Annotated in this window: 14 protein-coding genes; 9 read left to right on the top strand and 5 right to left on the bottom strand. The window is 54.0% G+C overall.

Translation table 11 applies throughout. The features are described 5' to 3' along the window. Positions 1-28: 28 nt before the first annotated feature. Together rng and AB8Q18_13165 are read right to left on the bottom strand one after the other, a co-directional pair. The gene (gene rng / locus AB8Q18_13170; GenBank protein XDZ51111.1) at positions 29-1,525 is read right to left on the bottom strand and encodes a ribonuclease G; all 1,497 of its coding nucleotides are present in this window, start codon (positions 1,523-1,525) and stop codon (positions 29-31) included. A 158-nt stretch (positions 1,526-1,683) separates the two neighbouring features. Then, a complete protein-coding gene (locus AB8Q18_13165) occupies positions 1,684-2,274 on the bottom strand; it encodes a nucleoside triphosphate pyrophosphatase (GenBank protein ID XDZ51110.1) in 591 nt (196 codons plus the stop codon). A gap of 132 nt (positions 2,275-2,406) precedes the next feature. Here AB8Q18_13165 and AB8Q18_13160 point away from each other — a divergent pair, with 132 nt between their 5' ends. The 6 genes from AB8Q18_13160 to AB8Q18_13135 all read left to right on the top strand — a co-directional run bounded on the left by AB8Q18_13160 (position 2,407) and on the right by AB8Q18_13135 (position 9,116). Then, complete coding sequence (locus tag AB8Q18_13160) at positions 2,407-2,823, top strand: YqaA family protein (protein XDZ51109.1); 417 nt, start codon at positions 2,407-2,409, stop codon at positions 2,821-2,823. Positions 2,824-2,941: 118 nt separating this feature from the next. Then, entirely contained in the window at positions 2,942-3,727 is a 786-nt protein-coding gene (gene rsmA, locus AB8Q18_13155; GenBank protein XDZ51108.1) for a 16S rRNA (adenine(1518)-N(6)/adenine(1519)-N(6))-dimethyltransferase RsmA, read from the top strand. Positions 3,728-3,759: 32 nt separating this feature from the next. After that, on the top strand, positions 3,760-4,488 hold the full coding sequence (locus AB8Q18_13150; GenBank protein ID XDZ51107.1) for an amino acid ABC transporter ATP-binding protein: 729 nt from the start codon (positions 3,760-3,762) through the stop codon (positions 4,486-4,488). 104 nt (positions 4,489-4,592) lie between these two features. Further along, positions 4,593-5,963, top strand: a complete 1,371-nt coding sequence (gene glmU / locus AB8Q18_13145) for a bifunctional UDP-N-acetylglucosamine diphosphorylase/glucosamine-1-phosphate N-acetyltransferase GlmU (protein XDZ51106.1) — start codon at positions 4,593-4,595, stop codon at positions 5,961-5,963. Positions 5,964-5,966: 3 nt separating this feature from the next. Next, positions 5,967-7,802: a glutamine--fructose-6-phosphate transaminase (isomerizing) gene (glmS, locus tag AB8Q18_13140; GenBank protein ID XDZ51105.1), complete on the top strand. Its 1,836-nt coding sequence runs from the start codon at positions 5,967-5,969 to the stop codon at positions 7,800-7,802. A gap of 351 nt (positions 7,803-8,153) precedes the next feature. Next, entirely contained in the window at positions 8,154-9,116 is a 963-nt protein-coding gene (locus tag AB8Q18_13135; protein ID XDZ51104.1) for a helix-turn-helix domain-containing protein, read from the top strand. 135 nt (positions 9,117-9,251) lie between these two features. On the opposite strand, the gene AB8Q18_13130 is transcribed toward AB8Q18_13135, so the two are convergent. From AB8Q18_13130 to AB8Q18_13120, 3 genes are all read right to left on the bottom strand, one after another. Continuing rightward, a complete protein-coding gene (locus tag AB8Q18_13130; GenBank protein ID XDZ51103.1) occupies positions 9,252-11,402 on the bottom strand; it encodes a TonB-dependent siderophore receptor in 2,151 nt (716 codons plus the stop codon). 74 nt (positions 11,403-11,476) lie between these two features. After that, entirely contained in the window at positions 11,477-11,812 is a 336-nt protein-coding gene (locus AB8Q18_13125) for a cupin domain-containing protein (protein XDZ51102.1), read from the bottom strand. Positions 11,813-11,824: 12 nt separating this feature from the next. Continuing rightward, on the bottom strand, positions 11,825-12,775 hold the full coding sequence (locus tag AB8Q18_13120; protein XDZ51101.1) for a siderophore ABC transporter substrate-binding protein: 951 nt from the start codon (positions 12,773-12,775) through the stop codon (positions 11,825-11,827). A gap of 423 nt (positions 12,776-13,198) precedes the next feature. Here AB8Q18_13120 and AB8Q18_13115 point away from each other — a divergent pair, with 423 nt between their 5' ends. The 3 genes from AB8Q18_13115 (at position 13,199) to pntB (ending at position 16,859) form a co-directional block, all read left to right on the top strand. Then, positions 13,199-13,576, top strand: coding sequence for a VOC family protein (locus AB8Q18_13115; GenBank protein ID XDZ51100.1), 378 nt, complete (start codon positions 13,199-13,201; stop codon positions 13,574-13,576). A 356-nt stretch (positions 13,577-13,932) separates the two neighbouring features. Beyond that, on the top strand, positions 13,933-15,462 hold the full coding sequence (locus tag AB8Q18_13110) for a Re/Si-specific NAD(P)(+) transhydrogenase subunit alpha (GenBank protein ID XDZ51099.1): 1,530 nt from the start codon (positions 13,933-13,935) through the stop codon (positions 15,460-15,462). A gap of 11 nt (positions 15,463-15,473) precedes the next feature. Then, entirely contained in the window at positions 15,474-16,859 is a 1,386-nt protein-coding gene (gene pntB / locus AB8Q18_13105) for a Re/Si-specific NAD(P)(+) transhydrogenase subunit beta (GenBank protein XDZ51098.1), read from the top strand. Positions 16,860-16,904: the final 45 nt, after the last annotated feature.

The raw sequence follows: 16,904 nt of genomic DNA, 5'->3' as shown, positions 1-16,904 counted from the left end.
GACTTTCCGTGCAGTGGTTAGGCGTGGTTTACAGCAGCACCACGTCGAATTGTTCTTGGGTATAGGTTGATTCTACCGCCAATGAGATGGGCTTGCCAATAAAGTCGATCAGCATCGCTAAGGATTGTGATTCTTCGTCGACCAGCATTTCGATGACGGTGGGCGAGGCCAGAATGCGGAAGCTCTTGGCGTCGTAACGGCGCGCTTCGCGCACGATTTCGCGCTGAATTTCGTAGCACACGGTTTGCGCGGTTTTGATGTGGCCGCGGCCAGAGCAGGTGGGGCAGGTCTCACACAAAATATGGTTGAGGTTTTCACGCGTGCGTTTGCGGGTGATTTCAATCAGCCCTAAGCTGGTGAAGCCGTTGAGGGTGACGCGGGTGCGGTCAAAGCTCAGTGCCTTGGCCAATTCATTGAGCACCGAGGCGCGGTGGTTTTCTTGCTCCATGTCGATGAAGTCGACGATGATGATGCCGCCCAAATTGCGTAGGCGCAGCTGGCGCGCAATCGCGTGGGTGGCTTCTAGGTTGGTTTTGTAGATGGTTTCATCAAAGTTGCGGGTGCCGACAAAGCCGCCGGTGTTGACGTCGATAGTGGTCATGGCCTCGGTTTGGTCGATGATTAAATAGCCGCCAAACTTGAGGTTAACGCGACGTTGCAAAGACTTGTCGATTTCGACTTCGACGCCGTGGTATTCAAACAACGGTTTCTCACCGCTGAAACGGCTGATTTTTTCCACTGCATTGTTCACATAGGCTTGGGCAAAGCCGATCATGCGGTGATAGTTTTCGGTCGAGTCGACCAAAATGTGTTGGGTGCTTTCGCCCACCATGTCACGCAAGACGCGTAGGCTCAATGGTAAGTCTTGGTAGAGCAGGCTTTCAGGCGGGCACAGCTTGGCCTGTTGCTGAATGTGGGCCCACACCTTGGTTAAATAATGGATGTCGGCCTGTAGCTCTTGGTCGCTGGCGGTTTCGGCACTGGTACGGATGATGTAGCCGTGGCAATAGTCGGCTGGCAACAGCGCTTCGAGGCGGCCTTTTAAGTGGGCGCGCTCGGTTTCGTTTTCAATGCGTTGCGAGATGCCGATGTGTTCGTCTTGAGGCAGATGTACCAAAAATCGGCCCGCCAGTGAAATTTGCGTCGACAGGCGTGCGCCTTTGGTGCCGATCGGGTCTTTAATCACTTGCACCAACACCGTTTGGCCTTCGAACAGCATGTGTTCGATGCGCTGGGTTTCGGTGGGGTGCTGGCGCTGCTCTAATAAGTCGACGATGTGTAAGAACGCGGCGCGCTCTAAGCCAATGTCGATAAAGGCACTTTGCATACCCGGTAAGACGCGTTTGACCACCCCCAGATAAATATTGCCCACCAGACCGCGGCCAACGGTACGCTCAATGTGTAATTCCTGCACCGAGCCTTCTTCAATCATGGCGACGCGGGTTTCTTGCGGAGTGATGTTGACCAGAATGGTCTCGTCTGGGCGAACTAAGTCTTTCGCCAAAGGAATGCCGGGTTGAAACATAAAGACTCTCTATAAAATTGACTTTGCTAAGCACACGAAACAGAGCGTGCCCATGCATTTAGCAAAGTTCTTTATTGAATTGGTCACCTGGGTGAACGTTGGCTTAGTATAAGCCAAGCCGTTGGAGGCGTCACCCACAAACTCAATCAGGATTAGGCTTAAAGTAGGTCTAAGCCACAGCGCTTAAGGAGTTGCGCGGTTTCAAATAAGGGTAGGCCCATGACGCCGGTAAAGCTGCCGGAAAGATGGCTGACCAGCACGCCGCCAATGCCCTGGATGCCGTAGGCGCCGGCCTTATCCATTGGCTCGCCGGTGGCGATGTAGCGCTCAATCTGGCTGGCGCTTAAGGGCGCAAACGTCACCTCGCTGATTTGGGTGACGTGCTGATACTGACCTTGATGAAACACGCCCACTACGGTGATGACTTGGTGGGTTTGACCGGCTAAGGCGCTGAGCATGGCTGAGGCATGAGCAGCATCGGTGGGCTTACCAAAAATTTGTCCGTTCAAAGCCACCGAAGTGTCGGCGGTGAGAATGGGCGCGCTGGCCAAATTTTGGGCGTTGAGGCAGGCCTGTGCATGCAGCGATTTTTCATACGCCATGCGTTCGGTATAGGCCTGCGCTGCTTCGAGTGGCAGGGGCGTTTCGTCGATGTCAGACGGCAGTTTTTGAGTGGCTAGGCCAAGCTGTTGTATCAGTTCATGCCGTCTGGGGCTGCCAGACGCCAAATAAATAAAGGGGGTGCTCATGGGGCGTGCAGTCAAATAAAAACGAATAGGTGTTTATAAAGCAATTTGCCTGCTTTGCCAATGTGCTGTGCAGCATGTATCGGCACGCGACGAGTGTGTTAAAGTGCGTTTTTATGTTGACGAGAGCCAGCGATGATGTGGGCCTTATGGGGTTTGTTGGCGTCTGGCCTAGTGTCGGCGACGATTTTGCCTGGAAATTCAGAAGTGGCTTTTGTGTGGTTTTTAACCCAATCGCCGCAGGCATGGGGCTGGGCTTGGCTGTTTGTCAGCATCGGCAACGTGCTGGGCAGCATGATTGGCTACGGCATGGGCCGGCTGCTGCCGAAAAAACCACAGCAAGAAAATGCCAAAACCGCCCGCGCCCTTCACTGGCTGTCGCGCTATGGTGCCGTGGTGCTGTGGTTTTCGTGGGTGCCGCTGGTAGGCGATGCTTTGCCGATTGCGGCTGGCTGGCTGCGTCTAAACGTATTGAGCTGCTTATTTTTTATCGCGCTGGGCAAGGTCATGCGCTATGGTTTTTTGCTGCTGGGCTTTTTTGCCTGGTGGTAGGTAAGGTGGATTTAGGGCCTTAGGGCAGTTGATTCGGCCAGAGGGGCAATAAAAACAAGAAAAACAAGGGCAGCTAGGGTAAAATGGCCCAAAACCTAAAGAATAAAGAAAGTAGATTATGAGTCAGCACGTTGCCCGTAAACGTTTTGGGCAAAACTTTTTACAAGACAGTCGGGTGATTTTTGACATCGTCAGCGCCGTTCGCCCGCAGCCAGACGACGTGGTGATTGAGATCGGTCCTGGTTTGGCCGCCATCACCGAGCCTTTGGCCGCCGCTTTAAACCATCTACACGTGGTGGAAATCGACAAAGACATCATTAAGCGTTTGAAAAAGCTGTCGTTTGCCGACAAGCTCACCATTCACGACGGCGACGTTTTGAACTTTGATTTTCGCTTGGTTGTGGGCAAAAAGAAAATTGTGGGCAACCTGCCCTATAATATTTCGACGCCGCTGTTGTTTAAGCTGGCCGAAGTGGCCGATGAAGTGGTCGACATGCACTTTATGCTGCAAAAAGAGGTGGTCGAGCGCATGGTGGCGGAACCGAACAACACCGACTATGGTCGTTTAACCGTGGTGTTGCAGTATTTCTTCTATATGGAGTACTTGTTTACCGTGCCGCCTGAAGCGTTTTCACCCGCACCTAAAGTAGAGTCTGCCGTGGTGAGAATGATCCCGCAGCTGGGCCGCTTTGGCGTGGCGACGGACTTCGCTCACTTTAGCCACTTGGTGCAGCTGGCGTTTTCACAGCGCCGTAAAACCATCCGCAATAACCTTAAAGGTGTGGCCACCGATGAGGATTTATTGGCGGTCGAGATCGAGCCTTCGCTGCGGGCGGAAAACATTTCCGTGGCGCACTATGTGGCTCTGAGTAATTTTTTGCATGCGCGGGTTAATCCCAGTTAAAATGCCCCTAACGAAAAATAGAAAGACGCATTATGATTCGCTTTGAAAACGTGCATAAATGGTTTAAAGATTTACATGTGATTAACGGTGTGAATCTGGAAATCAAACCGGGTGAAGTGGTGGTGATTTGTGGGCCTTCAGGCAGCGGAAAATCCACGCTGATTCGTTCGGTAAACCAGTTGGAAAGCATCCAAGAGGGTGCTATTTGGGTGGATGGCGTGAACGTGGCCGCCAAAGAAACCGATTTAAACCAGGTGCGTACCGAAGTAGGGTTTGTGTTCCAACACTTTAACCTCTACCCACACCTGTCGGTGATTGAAAACATCACTTTGTCACCGATTAAAGTGAAAAAAATGAACAAGGCCGCGGCGGAAAAGCTGGCTTTGGAGTTGCTGGAGCGGGTGGGTCTATCACATAAGAAAGACGCCTTCCCAACTGAGTTGTCGGGTGGTCAACAGCAGCGTGTGGCGATTGCTCGTGGCTTAGCCATGAACCCTCGCGTGATGCTGTTTGATGAGCCTACTAGTGCGCTGGACCCAGAGATGATTGGTGAAGTGTTGAAGGTGATGAAAGACTTGGCGCTCAGTGGGATGACCATGATGGTGGTGACGCATGAAATGGGCTTTGCCCGTGAAGTGGCCGACCGCGTGGTGTTCATCGACCAAGGCCAAATCTTGGAAGAGGCTCCACCAGAAGCGTTCTTCGCCAATCCTAAGCATGAACGCACCAAGCAGTTCTTAAAACAGCTGTTAACCCACTAAGCGCGGTTAACCAGTATGAGTCAAAGCAGCTTTGTGCCCATTCGCGCAGCTGCTTTTTCTCCCTTTAAATAGCCTCATGTAGAAGGCATAAGCAAGGATAAACAATGTTTGCAGATTTAGATGTGGTGATTCTGGCCGCAGGCAAAGGCACCCGTATGTATTCCGCGCTGCCGAAGGTGTTACACACCATCGGCGGTATGACCATGTTGAACCGCATCATCAAAGCCGTACAGGCTTTAAACCCCAAACAGATCACCGTTGTGGTCGGCCATGGTAAAGAAGCCGTCATCGCTAGCTTGCCCGAAGGCGTGCAGTGGGTAGAGCAGGCCGAGCAGCTAGGCACCGGCCACGCATTAAAAATGGCTTTACCTAACTTAGCTGAAAATGGCAAAACGCTGGTGCTCACCGGCGACACGCCGCTGATCGGCACCGAGACGCTAAAAGCTTTAGTTGAAGCGGCGGGTACGGGCGTGGGCTTATTGACCGACGTCATTGACGATGCCACTGGCTACGGCCGCATCATTCGCAGTGCCGATGGTCAAGTGTTGGCGATTGTGGAAGAAAAAGACTGTAACGCTGAGCAAAAAGCCATCACCGAATTCAACACCGGCATGATGGTATTGCCCAATGCCCACGTGGCGAACTGGTTGGGCGCCTTGCAAACCAGCAATGCGCAAGGCGAATATTACTTAACCGACGTCATTGCCCTAGCGGCCACGGCCAAAGTGCCGGTACACGGCGTGGTGGTGGCACACAGCTACGAAACCGCGGGCGTAAACAATAAGGTGCAGCTGGTTGAGCTGGAGCGCATCTTGCAACGCAATCAAGCGCATGAGCTTCTGTTGGCAGGCGTGACCTTAAGAGACCCTGCACGCTTAGACATTCGCGGCAGCTTACAGCACGGCAAAGACGTGGTGATCGACGTGAACGTGGTGTTTGAAGGCCATTGCGTGCTGGGCGACAACGTCGACATCGGCCCAAACTGCGTGCTCAAAGATGTGGTGGTGGCCGATGGCGCTCAGATTCGTGCTTTCAGCCATTTGGCCGACTGCCAGGTAGGGCCAAACAGCGAAGTCGGCCCATATGCTCGATTGCGCCCAGGCGCGAAACTATTGGGTCAAAACAAAGTCGGAAACTTTGTTGAAATTAAAAAAAGCCAGGTCGGCGTGGGCAGTAAGGTGAATCATTTAACCTATATTGGCGACACCACCATTGGCGAGCGCACCAACGTGGGTGCAGGCGCTGTGACCTGCAACTACGACGGCGTAAACAAGTATCAAACTCAGATTGGCGATGACGTGTTTGTGGGCTCAGGCAGCCTTTTAGTAGCCCCTGTGGTGGTGAATAATGGTGCCACCATTGGCGCCGGCAGCGTGATCACCAAGGCCTGCCCAGCCGACCAGTTAACGCTGGCTCGCGTGAAACAGGTGTCTATTCCAAGCTGGGCGCGACCCACTAAACAGAAAAAGGATTAACCGATGTGCGGTATTGTTGGGGCAGTGAGTCAAACACAAAACGTGGTGCCATTTTTAGTTGATGGCCTAAAAAGATTAGAATACCGCGGCTACGATTCATCCGGTATTGCGGTGTTGGACGGCGATAAAATCACCCGTGTGCGCCGCGTTGGCCGCGTGGGCGAAATGGAAGCCGCCGTTCAGGCACAAGGCTTGGTCAGCCATGTCGGCATTGGCCACACCCGTTGGGCCACCCACGGCGGCGTGACCGAGCCCAATGCTCATCCGCACATTTCTAACGCATTGATTTCTGTGGTGCACAACGGCATCATCGAAAACTTTGAAGCCGAGCGTGAGCGTTTGGCGGCCCTAGGCTATGTGTTTGAATCCCAAACCGACACCGAAGTCATTGCCCACGCCGTACACCATGAATATCAAGCCCATCGCGACCTGCTTAAAGCCGTACAGCAGGCCAGCAAACGCTTTCATGGTGCTTACGCCATTGGCGTGATTGCCCAAGATCAGCCCAATAAATTGATTGTGGCGCGCATGGGTTGCCCTTTATTGATCGCTTTTGGCGAAGACGCCACGTTTGTGGCCTCCGACGTGTCTGCCGTGATCGCCCAAACTCGCCGCGTGTTGTTCATGGAAGACGGCGACGTGGCGCAGCTGTCGGCCAGCGGCATTGATGTGTTTGTTAACGCCCAAGGTGAAGCGGTTGAACGCCCGGTGCACGTGTCTGAGCTGTCTTTGGCTTCGCTAGACCTTGGTCCTTACAATCATTACATGCAAAAAGAAATCGCCGAGCAGCCTAAGGCCATCGCCGACACCATTGAGCAGGTTTTGGACGAAGGTTTTGTACCCGAGCTATTCGGCGCCAAAGGTGCTGAAGTGTTAAACGACATCACCAGCGTGAAAATCTTGGCCTGCGGCACGTCTTATTACGCCGGCCTCACCGCTAAATACTGGTTAGAAAGCATTGCCCGCATCGCCACCGACGTGGAAATCGCCAGCGAGTATCGCTACCGCGACGTGTTGGCCGATCCGAAGCAATTGGTGATCACCATCTCTCAGTCGGGCGAAACCCTAGACACCATGGAAGCGCTAAAATACGCCAAGTCTTTGGGCCATGAGCACACCTTGGCGATTTGTAACGTGATGGAAAGCGCCTTGCCGCGTGAGAGTGAGCTGGTGTTTTATACCCGTGCTGGTGCCGAAATTGGCGTGGCCTCAACCAAGGCATTCAGCACCCAGCTGACGGCTTTATTTACCTTGGCGGTGACCGTTGGCCAATTAAAAGGCGTGGTGAATCCAGAGCAGGCCAGCGCCTATTTGGAAGAGTTGCGTCATCTACCGGGCAGCGTCCAACACGCGTTAAACCTCGAACCACAAATTGCCGCTTGGGCCAGCGTGTTCGCCACCCGCAACAACGCCTTATTCTTGGGCCGCGGCATTCATTATCCGATTGCCCTAGAAGGCGCGCTGAAGCTGAAAGAGATCACCTATATTCACGCCGAAGCCTATCCATCTGGCGAGTTAAAACACGGGCCTTTGGCCTTGGTGGACAACACCATGCCGGTGGTGGTGATTGCACCTAACGACAGCCTGTTGGAAAAAGTGAAGGGCAATATGCAAGAAGTGTCGGCGCGCGAAGGCGAGCTGTTTGTGTTTGCCGACCTCGACAGCCACTTCCAAGAATCAGAGCGCGTACACGTGATCCGCACCCCACGCCACGTCGGTGTTTTGTCGCCCATCGTGCACGTGGTGCCGGTACAGCTGCTGTCTTACCACACGGCTTTAGCCCGCGGTACCGATGTAGACAAACCGCGTAACTTGGCGAAGTCGGTGACGGTGGAATAAGCACTGAATGATTTAAGGCTTGTGCATCAAACAGCCCCTATCGGCCGTATCGGTCCATAGGGGCTTTTTATGATCTATACGCTATATGGCCGCCCAAGCAGACGCTATCTGCGCTTATCAGAAACACGCCGAAGGTGTCGGTTTGTTGACGCGCGTTTGTGACGGCGTGTCAGCAGCGCAAGAGCAGGGATGCTTCTGGTGGACTAGGTTTATTGAAATGATGCACAAAAGATGATAATGATAATCTTTATCTTTAGTGGGAATCCGTTTATACTGAAAGAGTTGCAGCTTAGGGGCAAGGACCAAACCACACTGTATCGGCCCCTTCTACTGAGTAAATGATTTGACGCCATGAACATCACCCACATCTATCAGCAGTATCAATCTTATCTAGAAAACAGCCTGTCCGGCTGCGACTTAGTCGCTTCGGACCCGCGACATTGCCTGGCGCATTTTAAACAGCCACAGCTGGAAACCACGCTACAGGTCAATCAGTTTGATTCGGAAATCCTGCTGGCGCGTAACCTCAGCCGAGGGCAGGGGACGTATCACAGCGTCACCGAATCGTTTAGCCATAATTTTTCCCTGTTTTTAATCATGAATGGCCGCACTCAGATCACCTTGTCGAATGGCTCTGAGCTGTTGGCCGATCCTGGCCACGTGTGGCTGGTGTACGGTGATTTGCAAAATGCGCGCGAGATCAAGCAGCCGTTGAATGGCCATATGGCGTCGCTGCATCTGGATTTTTCTTTAGAGCGGCTGCGCCGTTGGCACGATGAAGGGCTGTTGACCGAAAAGCTGTTTGCGCCTGCCACCAGTGGCGCGGCGCAGATGCGGCTGTTGGCCACCCACTCCACTTCGACCATGCCGTTGGCGCGGGCAATGTTGCAGCGCCCGTATGCGGTGGACAGCCTGTCGCAGCTAGATCTTGAGTCGGCGACGCTGGATTTAACCGCCCAGCTTCTGCGGTTTGTGTTGACCGACAAGCAAAGCCGGGCTCAGCGCAGCCAAATTGATGAAGCCGTAGACATCATTCGCGCAGGCTTTCAACAAGACATCACCATTACCTCGCTGGCTCGGCGCGTGGGTTTGAACGAATGCTATTTGAAGCGTTATTTTAAGGAACAAACGGGCGACACGGTGGCGGGCTACATTCGCCGCCTGCGCCTGGACTGCGCCATGGACATGCTGGCACATGAAGGCAAAAGCGTGCAGGAGACCATGCATTTCGTTGGCTATCGCCACGCCGGCCATTTCAATACCGTGTTTAAGCAGCGCTTTGGCTGCTTGCCCAGCGCCGTGCGCAGCGCTTAAATAGTGAACATCAAAATGCCGTCTAAACTGGGTTTAGACGGCGTTTTTTGTGGCTAAAGGAGGGCTGCCGCTGCAAGGCCGCCACGGCTAGCCCTTAGGTTTGGCCTCACTAGGCGGTCAAGCGAGGCCTACTCATTAGAAGCGATAGCGTACCGTGCCGCTGACGCTGCGCAAGGCACCGTAGCTCATGCGGTCGGGCTGGGTACGGTATTTTTCGTTAAACAGATTGTCCACGTTGAGGGTCAGCTCTGCGTGGGGATTGATCTGATAGCGAGCCATTAAATCCACCACGGCATATGATTTTTGGCGGGCGTTGGCCAAGGCGCGTTTACCTGCTTCAGGGCTGTTCACACGGCTCAACAGCGTGGTGCTATAAGTTTCACTTTGCCAACGCACGCCGCCGCCAATGGTCCAGGCCGAAGCGCTGCGGGGCAGCTGATAGCTGGTGAACAGCTTGACGGTGTGGCGCGGGATGGCCTCGGTGTTCAAGCGATTGTCGTTGCCGTCGCGGCTCAGCGTTTGGCTATAGCCGGCCTGAATCTGCCAGTTTGGGGTTAGGTTGCCGCCGATGTCGACTTCCCAGCCGTGGGTCTTGGCTTCGTCTACGGCCTTGTAATAGGTGTCGCCAAAGTCATTGCGCCCGGCGACTACGGCCATGTTTTCCTTGCGGGTTTGGTAGATGGCCGCAGAGGCATTTAGGGCACCGTCAAACAGTTCTGCTTTTAAACCCGCTTCAACGTTGCTGCCAATGATGGGTTTTAAATAATCATCGTTGACGTCTTTTTGGCTTTGCGGCACAAACAGGCTGCTGTATGAGGTATAGGCCGATAGGCTGTCGTTGAAGTCATACACAATGCCAGCGTAAGGCGTGAAGCGGCTCTTTTTGTAGTAGTGAACATTATTGCTTTTGCTGTCTAGGCTACCGTATTCCGTGCTGCTGTAGCGTCCGCCTAAGATCACCGACAGGCCATCAAGCGGGTAAATGCGCGTGGCTGCGTAGCCGCCAAACTGGTTTTGCCTATCGTTGCGTGGGAATTTTTGCATCAGGTCGGCAGGCTGAGGGTAGTGGCCGTCTTTGATGAAGTCGTAGACATTATCCAACATGCCTAAGCTGCGGCCGCCTAAACCTTCGTTGCGGTGGCGATAGCTGTTCATGCCCATGATCACGTCGTGCTTACGGCCGAATAGATCGTATTTACCGGTAAGCGAGAGGTTGAAACTGTGGGTGCGCGGTGAGCGATCCCATTGGCCATTGATGATGTCGGCGGCGCCGGTGTTGTAGTCGATGCTGATGATGCCGGCCACGCCATAGGGCTGGAACCAATGGCTGCGTGAATAGCTGTATTCAACGTTGGCCTTCCAATCGTTGTTGAACTTATGCTTCAAGCCCACAAATACGTTTTGCGACTGGCTGCGGCTGTATGACCAGTCGGCGAATGGATTGTCGCGCGGCCCAAAATGAGTGGCGTAGCCTTCGTTGTCGTAGGCCGAAGCGCTGTGGGAGCCGCTGGGTTTTTCCTTGGCGTACTGCAGGTGTAGGCCAGCGCTTACTTGGGTGTCGGGCGTGACGTCGTATTCAACGATGCCGTATAGAGAGGCGGCCCGTTCGTGCTCGCGATCGCGCCAAGTGTCGCCGTCTTCAATGGCCACCACCGTCCGTCCGCGTAGGGTGCCGCTTTCGTTTAGCTTATTGGATAGGTCGGCGCTGAAGCCATAGCGAGAATGGCTGCCGCCGTTAAAGGCGATTTCGGCTAAAGGCTCGGCGGTTGGGCGTTTACGCACCAGATTCACGGTGGCGCCTGGTTCGCCCGAGCCGTCCATGAGGCCGGAAACGCCGCGGATGACTTCGACGCGGTCATAGATGGACGCCGTGCTGTTGCCTACGTCTTGGAAGGCGCTGCCTAAGGGCAGGCCATCAAGCCAAAAGTTATTGATTTGGCTGCCGCGGGCGAATAAATAGTTGTAACCGCCGCGGCTAGAGCCCCAGATTTGCTGGCTCACGCCAGTTGCCTGCAATAAGGCTCGATCTAGGGTTTTGATGTTTTGGTCTTTCAGCTGCTGCTCGGTGATCACGCTGATGCTTTGGGGAATCTCGCGCAGCGTCATCGGCAGGCCAATCGGAGTGTGGGTGCCGGCCGTGGTGTAGCCACGGGTTAAGGTGTGGTGGCGCTGGCCCTCGACCACAATGGCGTCTAGCTCGGCACTGTCTGCCGCGGTTTCGGCGTGCAGATAGAGCGGTAGGAGCGCCAGCATGAGGGGTAGACGGCGTAAAGAAGTGGGGCGCATAAAAGTCTCGTGTGTGCGTGGTTAAATGAGCGGGCTGAGCCTAAAAAGGCGTGCCCGCCGCAATGGGCTGGGCTTTAGGCCGCAGGCTCAATCAAAATAATGCTGCATTCAGCCGTAGACGATGGTTTTTGTTCACAGCCTTGTGGCACCACATACATTTCGCCGGCGCGAACGATGACGGGGTCACGACCATCGCGAAACTCGAGGGTCATCTCGCCTTCGAGCACGAACATGACTTTGTCGCTGCCTTCGTGGGTGTGCCATTCAAATTCGCCCACAAATTTAACGATGCGAAATTGAAAGCCGTAGTTATTGATGATTTTGGGCTGCCAGTGGGCGGTTAAGGCTTTTAGTTCGGCGTTGATGTCGATGACTTGGCCGTCGGCCTGGGTTTCTGGATATTGAATCATGAGGAGTCCTTTTTATTTGGCTGCGTCAAACGCATCTTTAAGTTGTTTACTGGCCTGTAATAGCTGCTGTACGCCGCCAGCGACGATGTAGTTGGCTGAGGGCATGACAATGACTTGGTTTTTGGTCCAAGCACTGGTTTTGGCCACGATGGGGTTGTCTAACACATTCTTGGCGGGCGGACCTTCTTCGCCAATGGCGGCGGTGCGGTCCAACACGAAGATCCAGTCAGGGTTTTGCTGGCGAATGTATTCAAACGAAACCAGCATGCCGTGACCGCTTTTTTCATCAATGTGGGCATCGGCGATCGGCATGCCTAGGTCTTTATGGATCCAGCTGCCCATGCGTGATTCAGGGCCGAAGGCATAGACTTTGTGGCCGGTGATCGACACCACCATGGCCGTGCCCTTACCTTTGGCCGCGGCGCGGGTTTGATCAAACGAGGCGTTGATTTCTGTTTTGAGGCGAGTGGCCACGTCTTGCTTATCGAAAATGGTGGCCAGCGCGTCAATGCGCTCTAGGGCACTTTCCCGAATGCGATGGTTGTCGATGGTGAGGTCAATCGTGGGCGCGAGCTCGGCCAGCTGCTCGTATTCGGTGGCGCCAGGGCCGCCGGTGATGATGAGCTCAGGCTTGTAGTCGTGCAGGGTTTCGTAGTCGGGCTCGAATAAGGTGCCCACCCGCAGCGTGTCTTGGAACACGGGGGTGAGGTAATCCACCAGAACTTTTTCGGTGGTGGCGCCGACTTTCACGCCCATTTGGTTGAGGGTGTCCAGAGCGGCCCAGTCAAACACGGCCACGCGTTCAGGGTTTTTGGCCACGGTGGCGGGGCCACGAGCAGTGTCGATGGTGACGGTTTGGCTGGCGGCCTGTTCGTTGGCGTCGGTATCAGCGGGTGGCGTTGACTGCGGTGAGCAGGCGGCCAGCGCCGTGGCGCAGAGCAGGCTGAGGAGGTATCGGTTCATACAATAGTCCTTATGGGCGATCATGCTGTGTACTAAAACATGTAAATGGGAATTAATCTTATTTAGTTTAACGGATGGGCGAGGGGGCTGACTATGGCTGGCGGCGCAAAATGAACAGTATTTCCCGATAGCGTAAGAACTTTTCCCGAATGGGTGAGCTGGGGTGAGGCTGGCCTGCGACCCACGCGGTTTTATAGGCATGAGCTGCCGCTTGGTCATGTTGGTCATGGTGGGTAGGCGGCGCTTTACCCACCCTACATGGGGTGGTTCAAATGGCAGGCATGTGCCGCTTATGGGCCTATTACTGGCCGTTAAGCTGTGGTGGGTCGCGGCCCACAGTTTTATTTTTTAGGCACGGCTGTTTACACACAAAGATTACGCTATGCTGTTGTAACGTTTTGATTATTGATTTAAGGACTGCTCATGCACATCACCCGTTTAGACCATCTCGTGCTCACCGTGGCCGACATCGACGCCAGCATTCGTTTTTATACGCAATTAGGCATGGAGGCCATCACCTTTGGCGCTGGCCGTCAGGCGCTGACGTTTGGTCAGCAAAAAATCAATCTGCATCAGGTCGATAAGACGTTTGAGCCTAAGGCGAAATGCCCGACGGCTGGGTCGGCCGATCTGTGTTTGATTGTCGAAGAGGCTTTGAGCGAGGTCATCGCCCAGTTAAGGAATATGGGCATCGCCATCGAAGAAGGGCCGATTGAGCGTACTGGGGCGACGGGGCCTATTTTGTCGGTGTACGTGCGCGACCCGGATTTAAACTTGATTGAGCTGTCGCAGCCGCTGTAGATGCTGAGGGTGGACCAAAGCAGCGGCAGATTTGTGCTTTTTGTTCGCTGCAGCAATGCCGTTGGGTTGATGCTTGTTAGATGGGTTAGGCCCTATAGCACACGGCTGGACGGCTTTCTAGAATAAATCGGCCCATGCTGTTGGCACAATAGAGTATATTACCTAATTGGCATGCTAAAAATATTGGTTTTTTATGGTCAGAAATGCCGTTGGGCCGAGGTTTTGCTGCTTTTTAAATTGGGGCATTGATAAAAACTATTCGAAAAATGTCGGTTTTCGATTAAACTGGAATGACAAAATATTTTTAACCCATCTAGACCAATCTATCAATAAACTTTTTAAGAGGAGCAATACCCATGCAAATAGGGATTCCTAAGGAGCTGCTTGCGGGCGAAGCCCGCGTGGCGGCGACCCCTGCGACCGTCATCCAGCTGATGAAGCTGGGCTTTGACGTCGTGGTTGAAGCCAGCGCCGGCGCTAAGGCTGATTTTAGCGATGCGGCGTTTACCGAGGCGGGCGCGACCATCGTTGCCAGCGACGCAGTGTGGCAGTCGGATCTGATTTATAAAGTCAATGAGCCGACCGATGCCGAGATCGCACAAATTAAAGAAGGTGCCACCTTGGTGAGCTTTATCTGGCCGCGCCAGAATGAAGCCTTGGTGCAAAAGCTGGCCGAACACAAGATCAACGTGTTGGCGATGGACATGGTGCCGCGTATTTCACGCGCCCAGTCTCTAGACGCTTTGTCGTCTATGGCCAATATTGCTGGCTATCGTGCCGTGGTTGAGGCCGCGCATGAGTTTGGCCGTTTCTTTACCGGCCAAATCACCGCTGCGGGTAAAATTCCACCGGCTAAGGTATTGGTGATCGGCGCCGGCGTGGCCGGCTTGGCCGCCATCGGCGCTGCTGGTTCTTTAGGCGCCATTGTGCGTGCGTTTGATACTCGCCTAGAAGTGGCAGAGCAAATCGAATCCATGGGCGGTAGCTTCTTGAAGCTTGAGTTCCCGACCGAAGCCGGCGGCTCTGGCGACGGTTACGCGACCACCATGTCGGATGAATTTATTGCGGCCGAGATGGCGCTGTTTGCCGAGCAGGCTAAAGAGGTCGACATCATCATCACCACGGCTTTGATTCCGGGTAAGCCCGCACCGAAGCTGATCACCAAGGCCATGGTCGACAGTATGAAGCCTGGCTCGGTGATTGTGGATTTGGCCGCGGCTACCGGCGGCAACTGTGAATACACCGTCGCGGATGAGCTGTACGTGACCGACAACGGCGTCAAGGTGATTGGCTATACCGATCTGCCTAGCCGCTTGCCGGCGCAGTCGTCGCAGCTATACGGTACCAACTTGGTGAACTTGACCAAGCTCTTGAGTAAAGAGAAAGACGGCAACATTGCTTTAGACATGGAAGACGTGGTGATTCGCAATATGAGCGTGATCAGCCAAGGTACGGTGACCTTCCCACCTCCGGCTATTCAAGTGTCGGCCGCGCCCAAACAGGCCGCTGCCGCCCCGCAGCCTAAAGTGGTGAAACAGGCCAATCCGCGCAATAAATGGATAGGCGCTGGCATTGCCCTGGTGCTGTTTATTTGGCTAGGTTCGGTGGCGCCGGTTGAGTTCTTGTCGCACCTGATGGTGTTTGCGCTGTCGTGCGTGGTTGGCTATTACGTGGTGTGGAATGTGACCCATTCTTTACACACGCCGCTGATGTCGGTGACCAACGCCATTTCAGGCATCATCGTGGTCGGGGCCTTGCTGCAAATCGGGCAGGGGTATGGGTTTGCGTCTCTGCTGGCGTTTATTGCCATCTTGATCGCAACCATCAACATTGTGGGTGGCTTTACCGTTACTCAACGTATGCTCAAAATGTTCCGTAAAGGTTAAGGAGAACACTCATGTCTTTAGGATTGATTGCTGCAGCTTATATTCTGGCTGCTTTGTTATTCATCATGTCTTTGGCGGGCTTGTCTAAGCAAGAAACCGCTAAGTATGGTAATTATGCGGGTATGGCCGGTATGGCCATTGCCCTGATCGCCACCATTGGCAACGGCAACGTATTGGGCGTGGGATACATCATCGTTGCCATGCTGATTGGCGCCGCCATTGGCCTGTATTTGGCGCGTAAGGTCGAAATGACCCAAATGCCAGAACTGATTGCCATGCTGCACAGCTTTGTGGGCTTGGCCGCGGTATTGGTGGGCTATAACACCTATATTCAGATGGACAGCCATGTGTTCTCTGAGCCTGCCATGCACACCATTTTGTTGGTGGAAGTGTTCTTGGGCGTGTTCATCGGTGCTGTGACCTTAACCGGTTCCATCGTGGCCTTCGGTAAACTCAACGGTAAAATCAGCTCTAAAGCGTTGATGTTGCCTAATCGCCATAAGCTGAATCTGTTGGCTTTAGTGGTGTCGTTTTTGCTGATGATTTACTTTGTGAAAGTGGAAGGTTCAGCCTTTGCTTTGATTCTGATGACGGCCATTGCGCTGGTGTTTGGTTGGCATTTGGTGGCGTCTATCGGCGGCGCCGACATGCCGGTGGTGGTGTCGATGCTGAACTCTTATTCAGGTTGGGCGGCAGCGGCGGCAGGCTTTATGTTGTCAAACGACTTATTGATCGTGACCGGTGCCTTAGTGGGCTCTTCGGGTGCGATTCTGTCTTACATTATGTGTAAAGCCATGAACCGTTCGTTCCTGTCGGTGATTGCCGGTGGGTTTGGTAATGCCGAGGTGGCCTCTAGCGGCTCAGAAGAAGTGGGCGAATACCGTGAAATGTCGGCAGAAGACGTGGCCGACCTATTGAAAAACTCGAGCTCGGTGGTGATTACCCCAGGCTACGGCATGGCGGTGGCGCAGGCGCAATACCCTGTGGCCGACATCACGGAGAAGCTGCGTGCCGCGGGCGTCAACGTGCGCTTTGGTATTCACCCTGTTGCCGGTCGCTTACCTGGCCACATGAACGTGCTGCTGGCTGAGGCCAAGGTGCCTTACGACATCGTGTTGGAAATGGATGAGATCAACGACGATTTGGCCGACACCGAAACCGTGTTGGTGATCGGTGCCAACGACACCGTTAACCCAGCCGCGATGGAAGACCCAAATAGCCCGATTGCCGGCATGCCAGTATTAGAGGTGTGGCACGCTAAAAACGTGGTGGTGTTTAAACGTTCAATGAGCACTGGCTACGCTGGGGTGCAAAATCCGCTGTTCTTTAAAGACAACACGTCGATGTGCTTTGGCGACGCCAAAGAAACCGTGGAAGCGATTTTACGCGCCATGTAAGCATGTGATGGTGTGATCTAAACGGATCCTGCTGCGGCAGGGTCC

It is taken from the genome of Neisseriaceae bacterium CLB008, from assembly GCA_041228285.1.
In the GTDB taxonomy this organism is placed as follows: Bacteria; Pseudomonadota; Gammaproteobacteria; order Burkholderiales; family Neisseriaceae; genus JAGNPU01.
The sequence above is the reverse complement of the archived record's forward strand: the minus strand, read 5'-3'. Positions and strand labels throughout refer to the sequence as shown.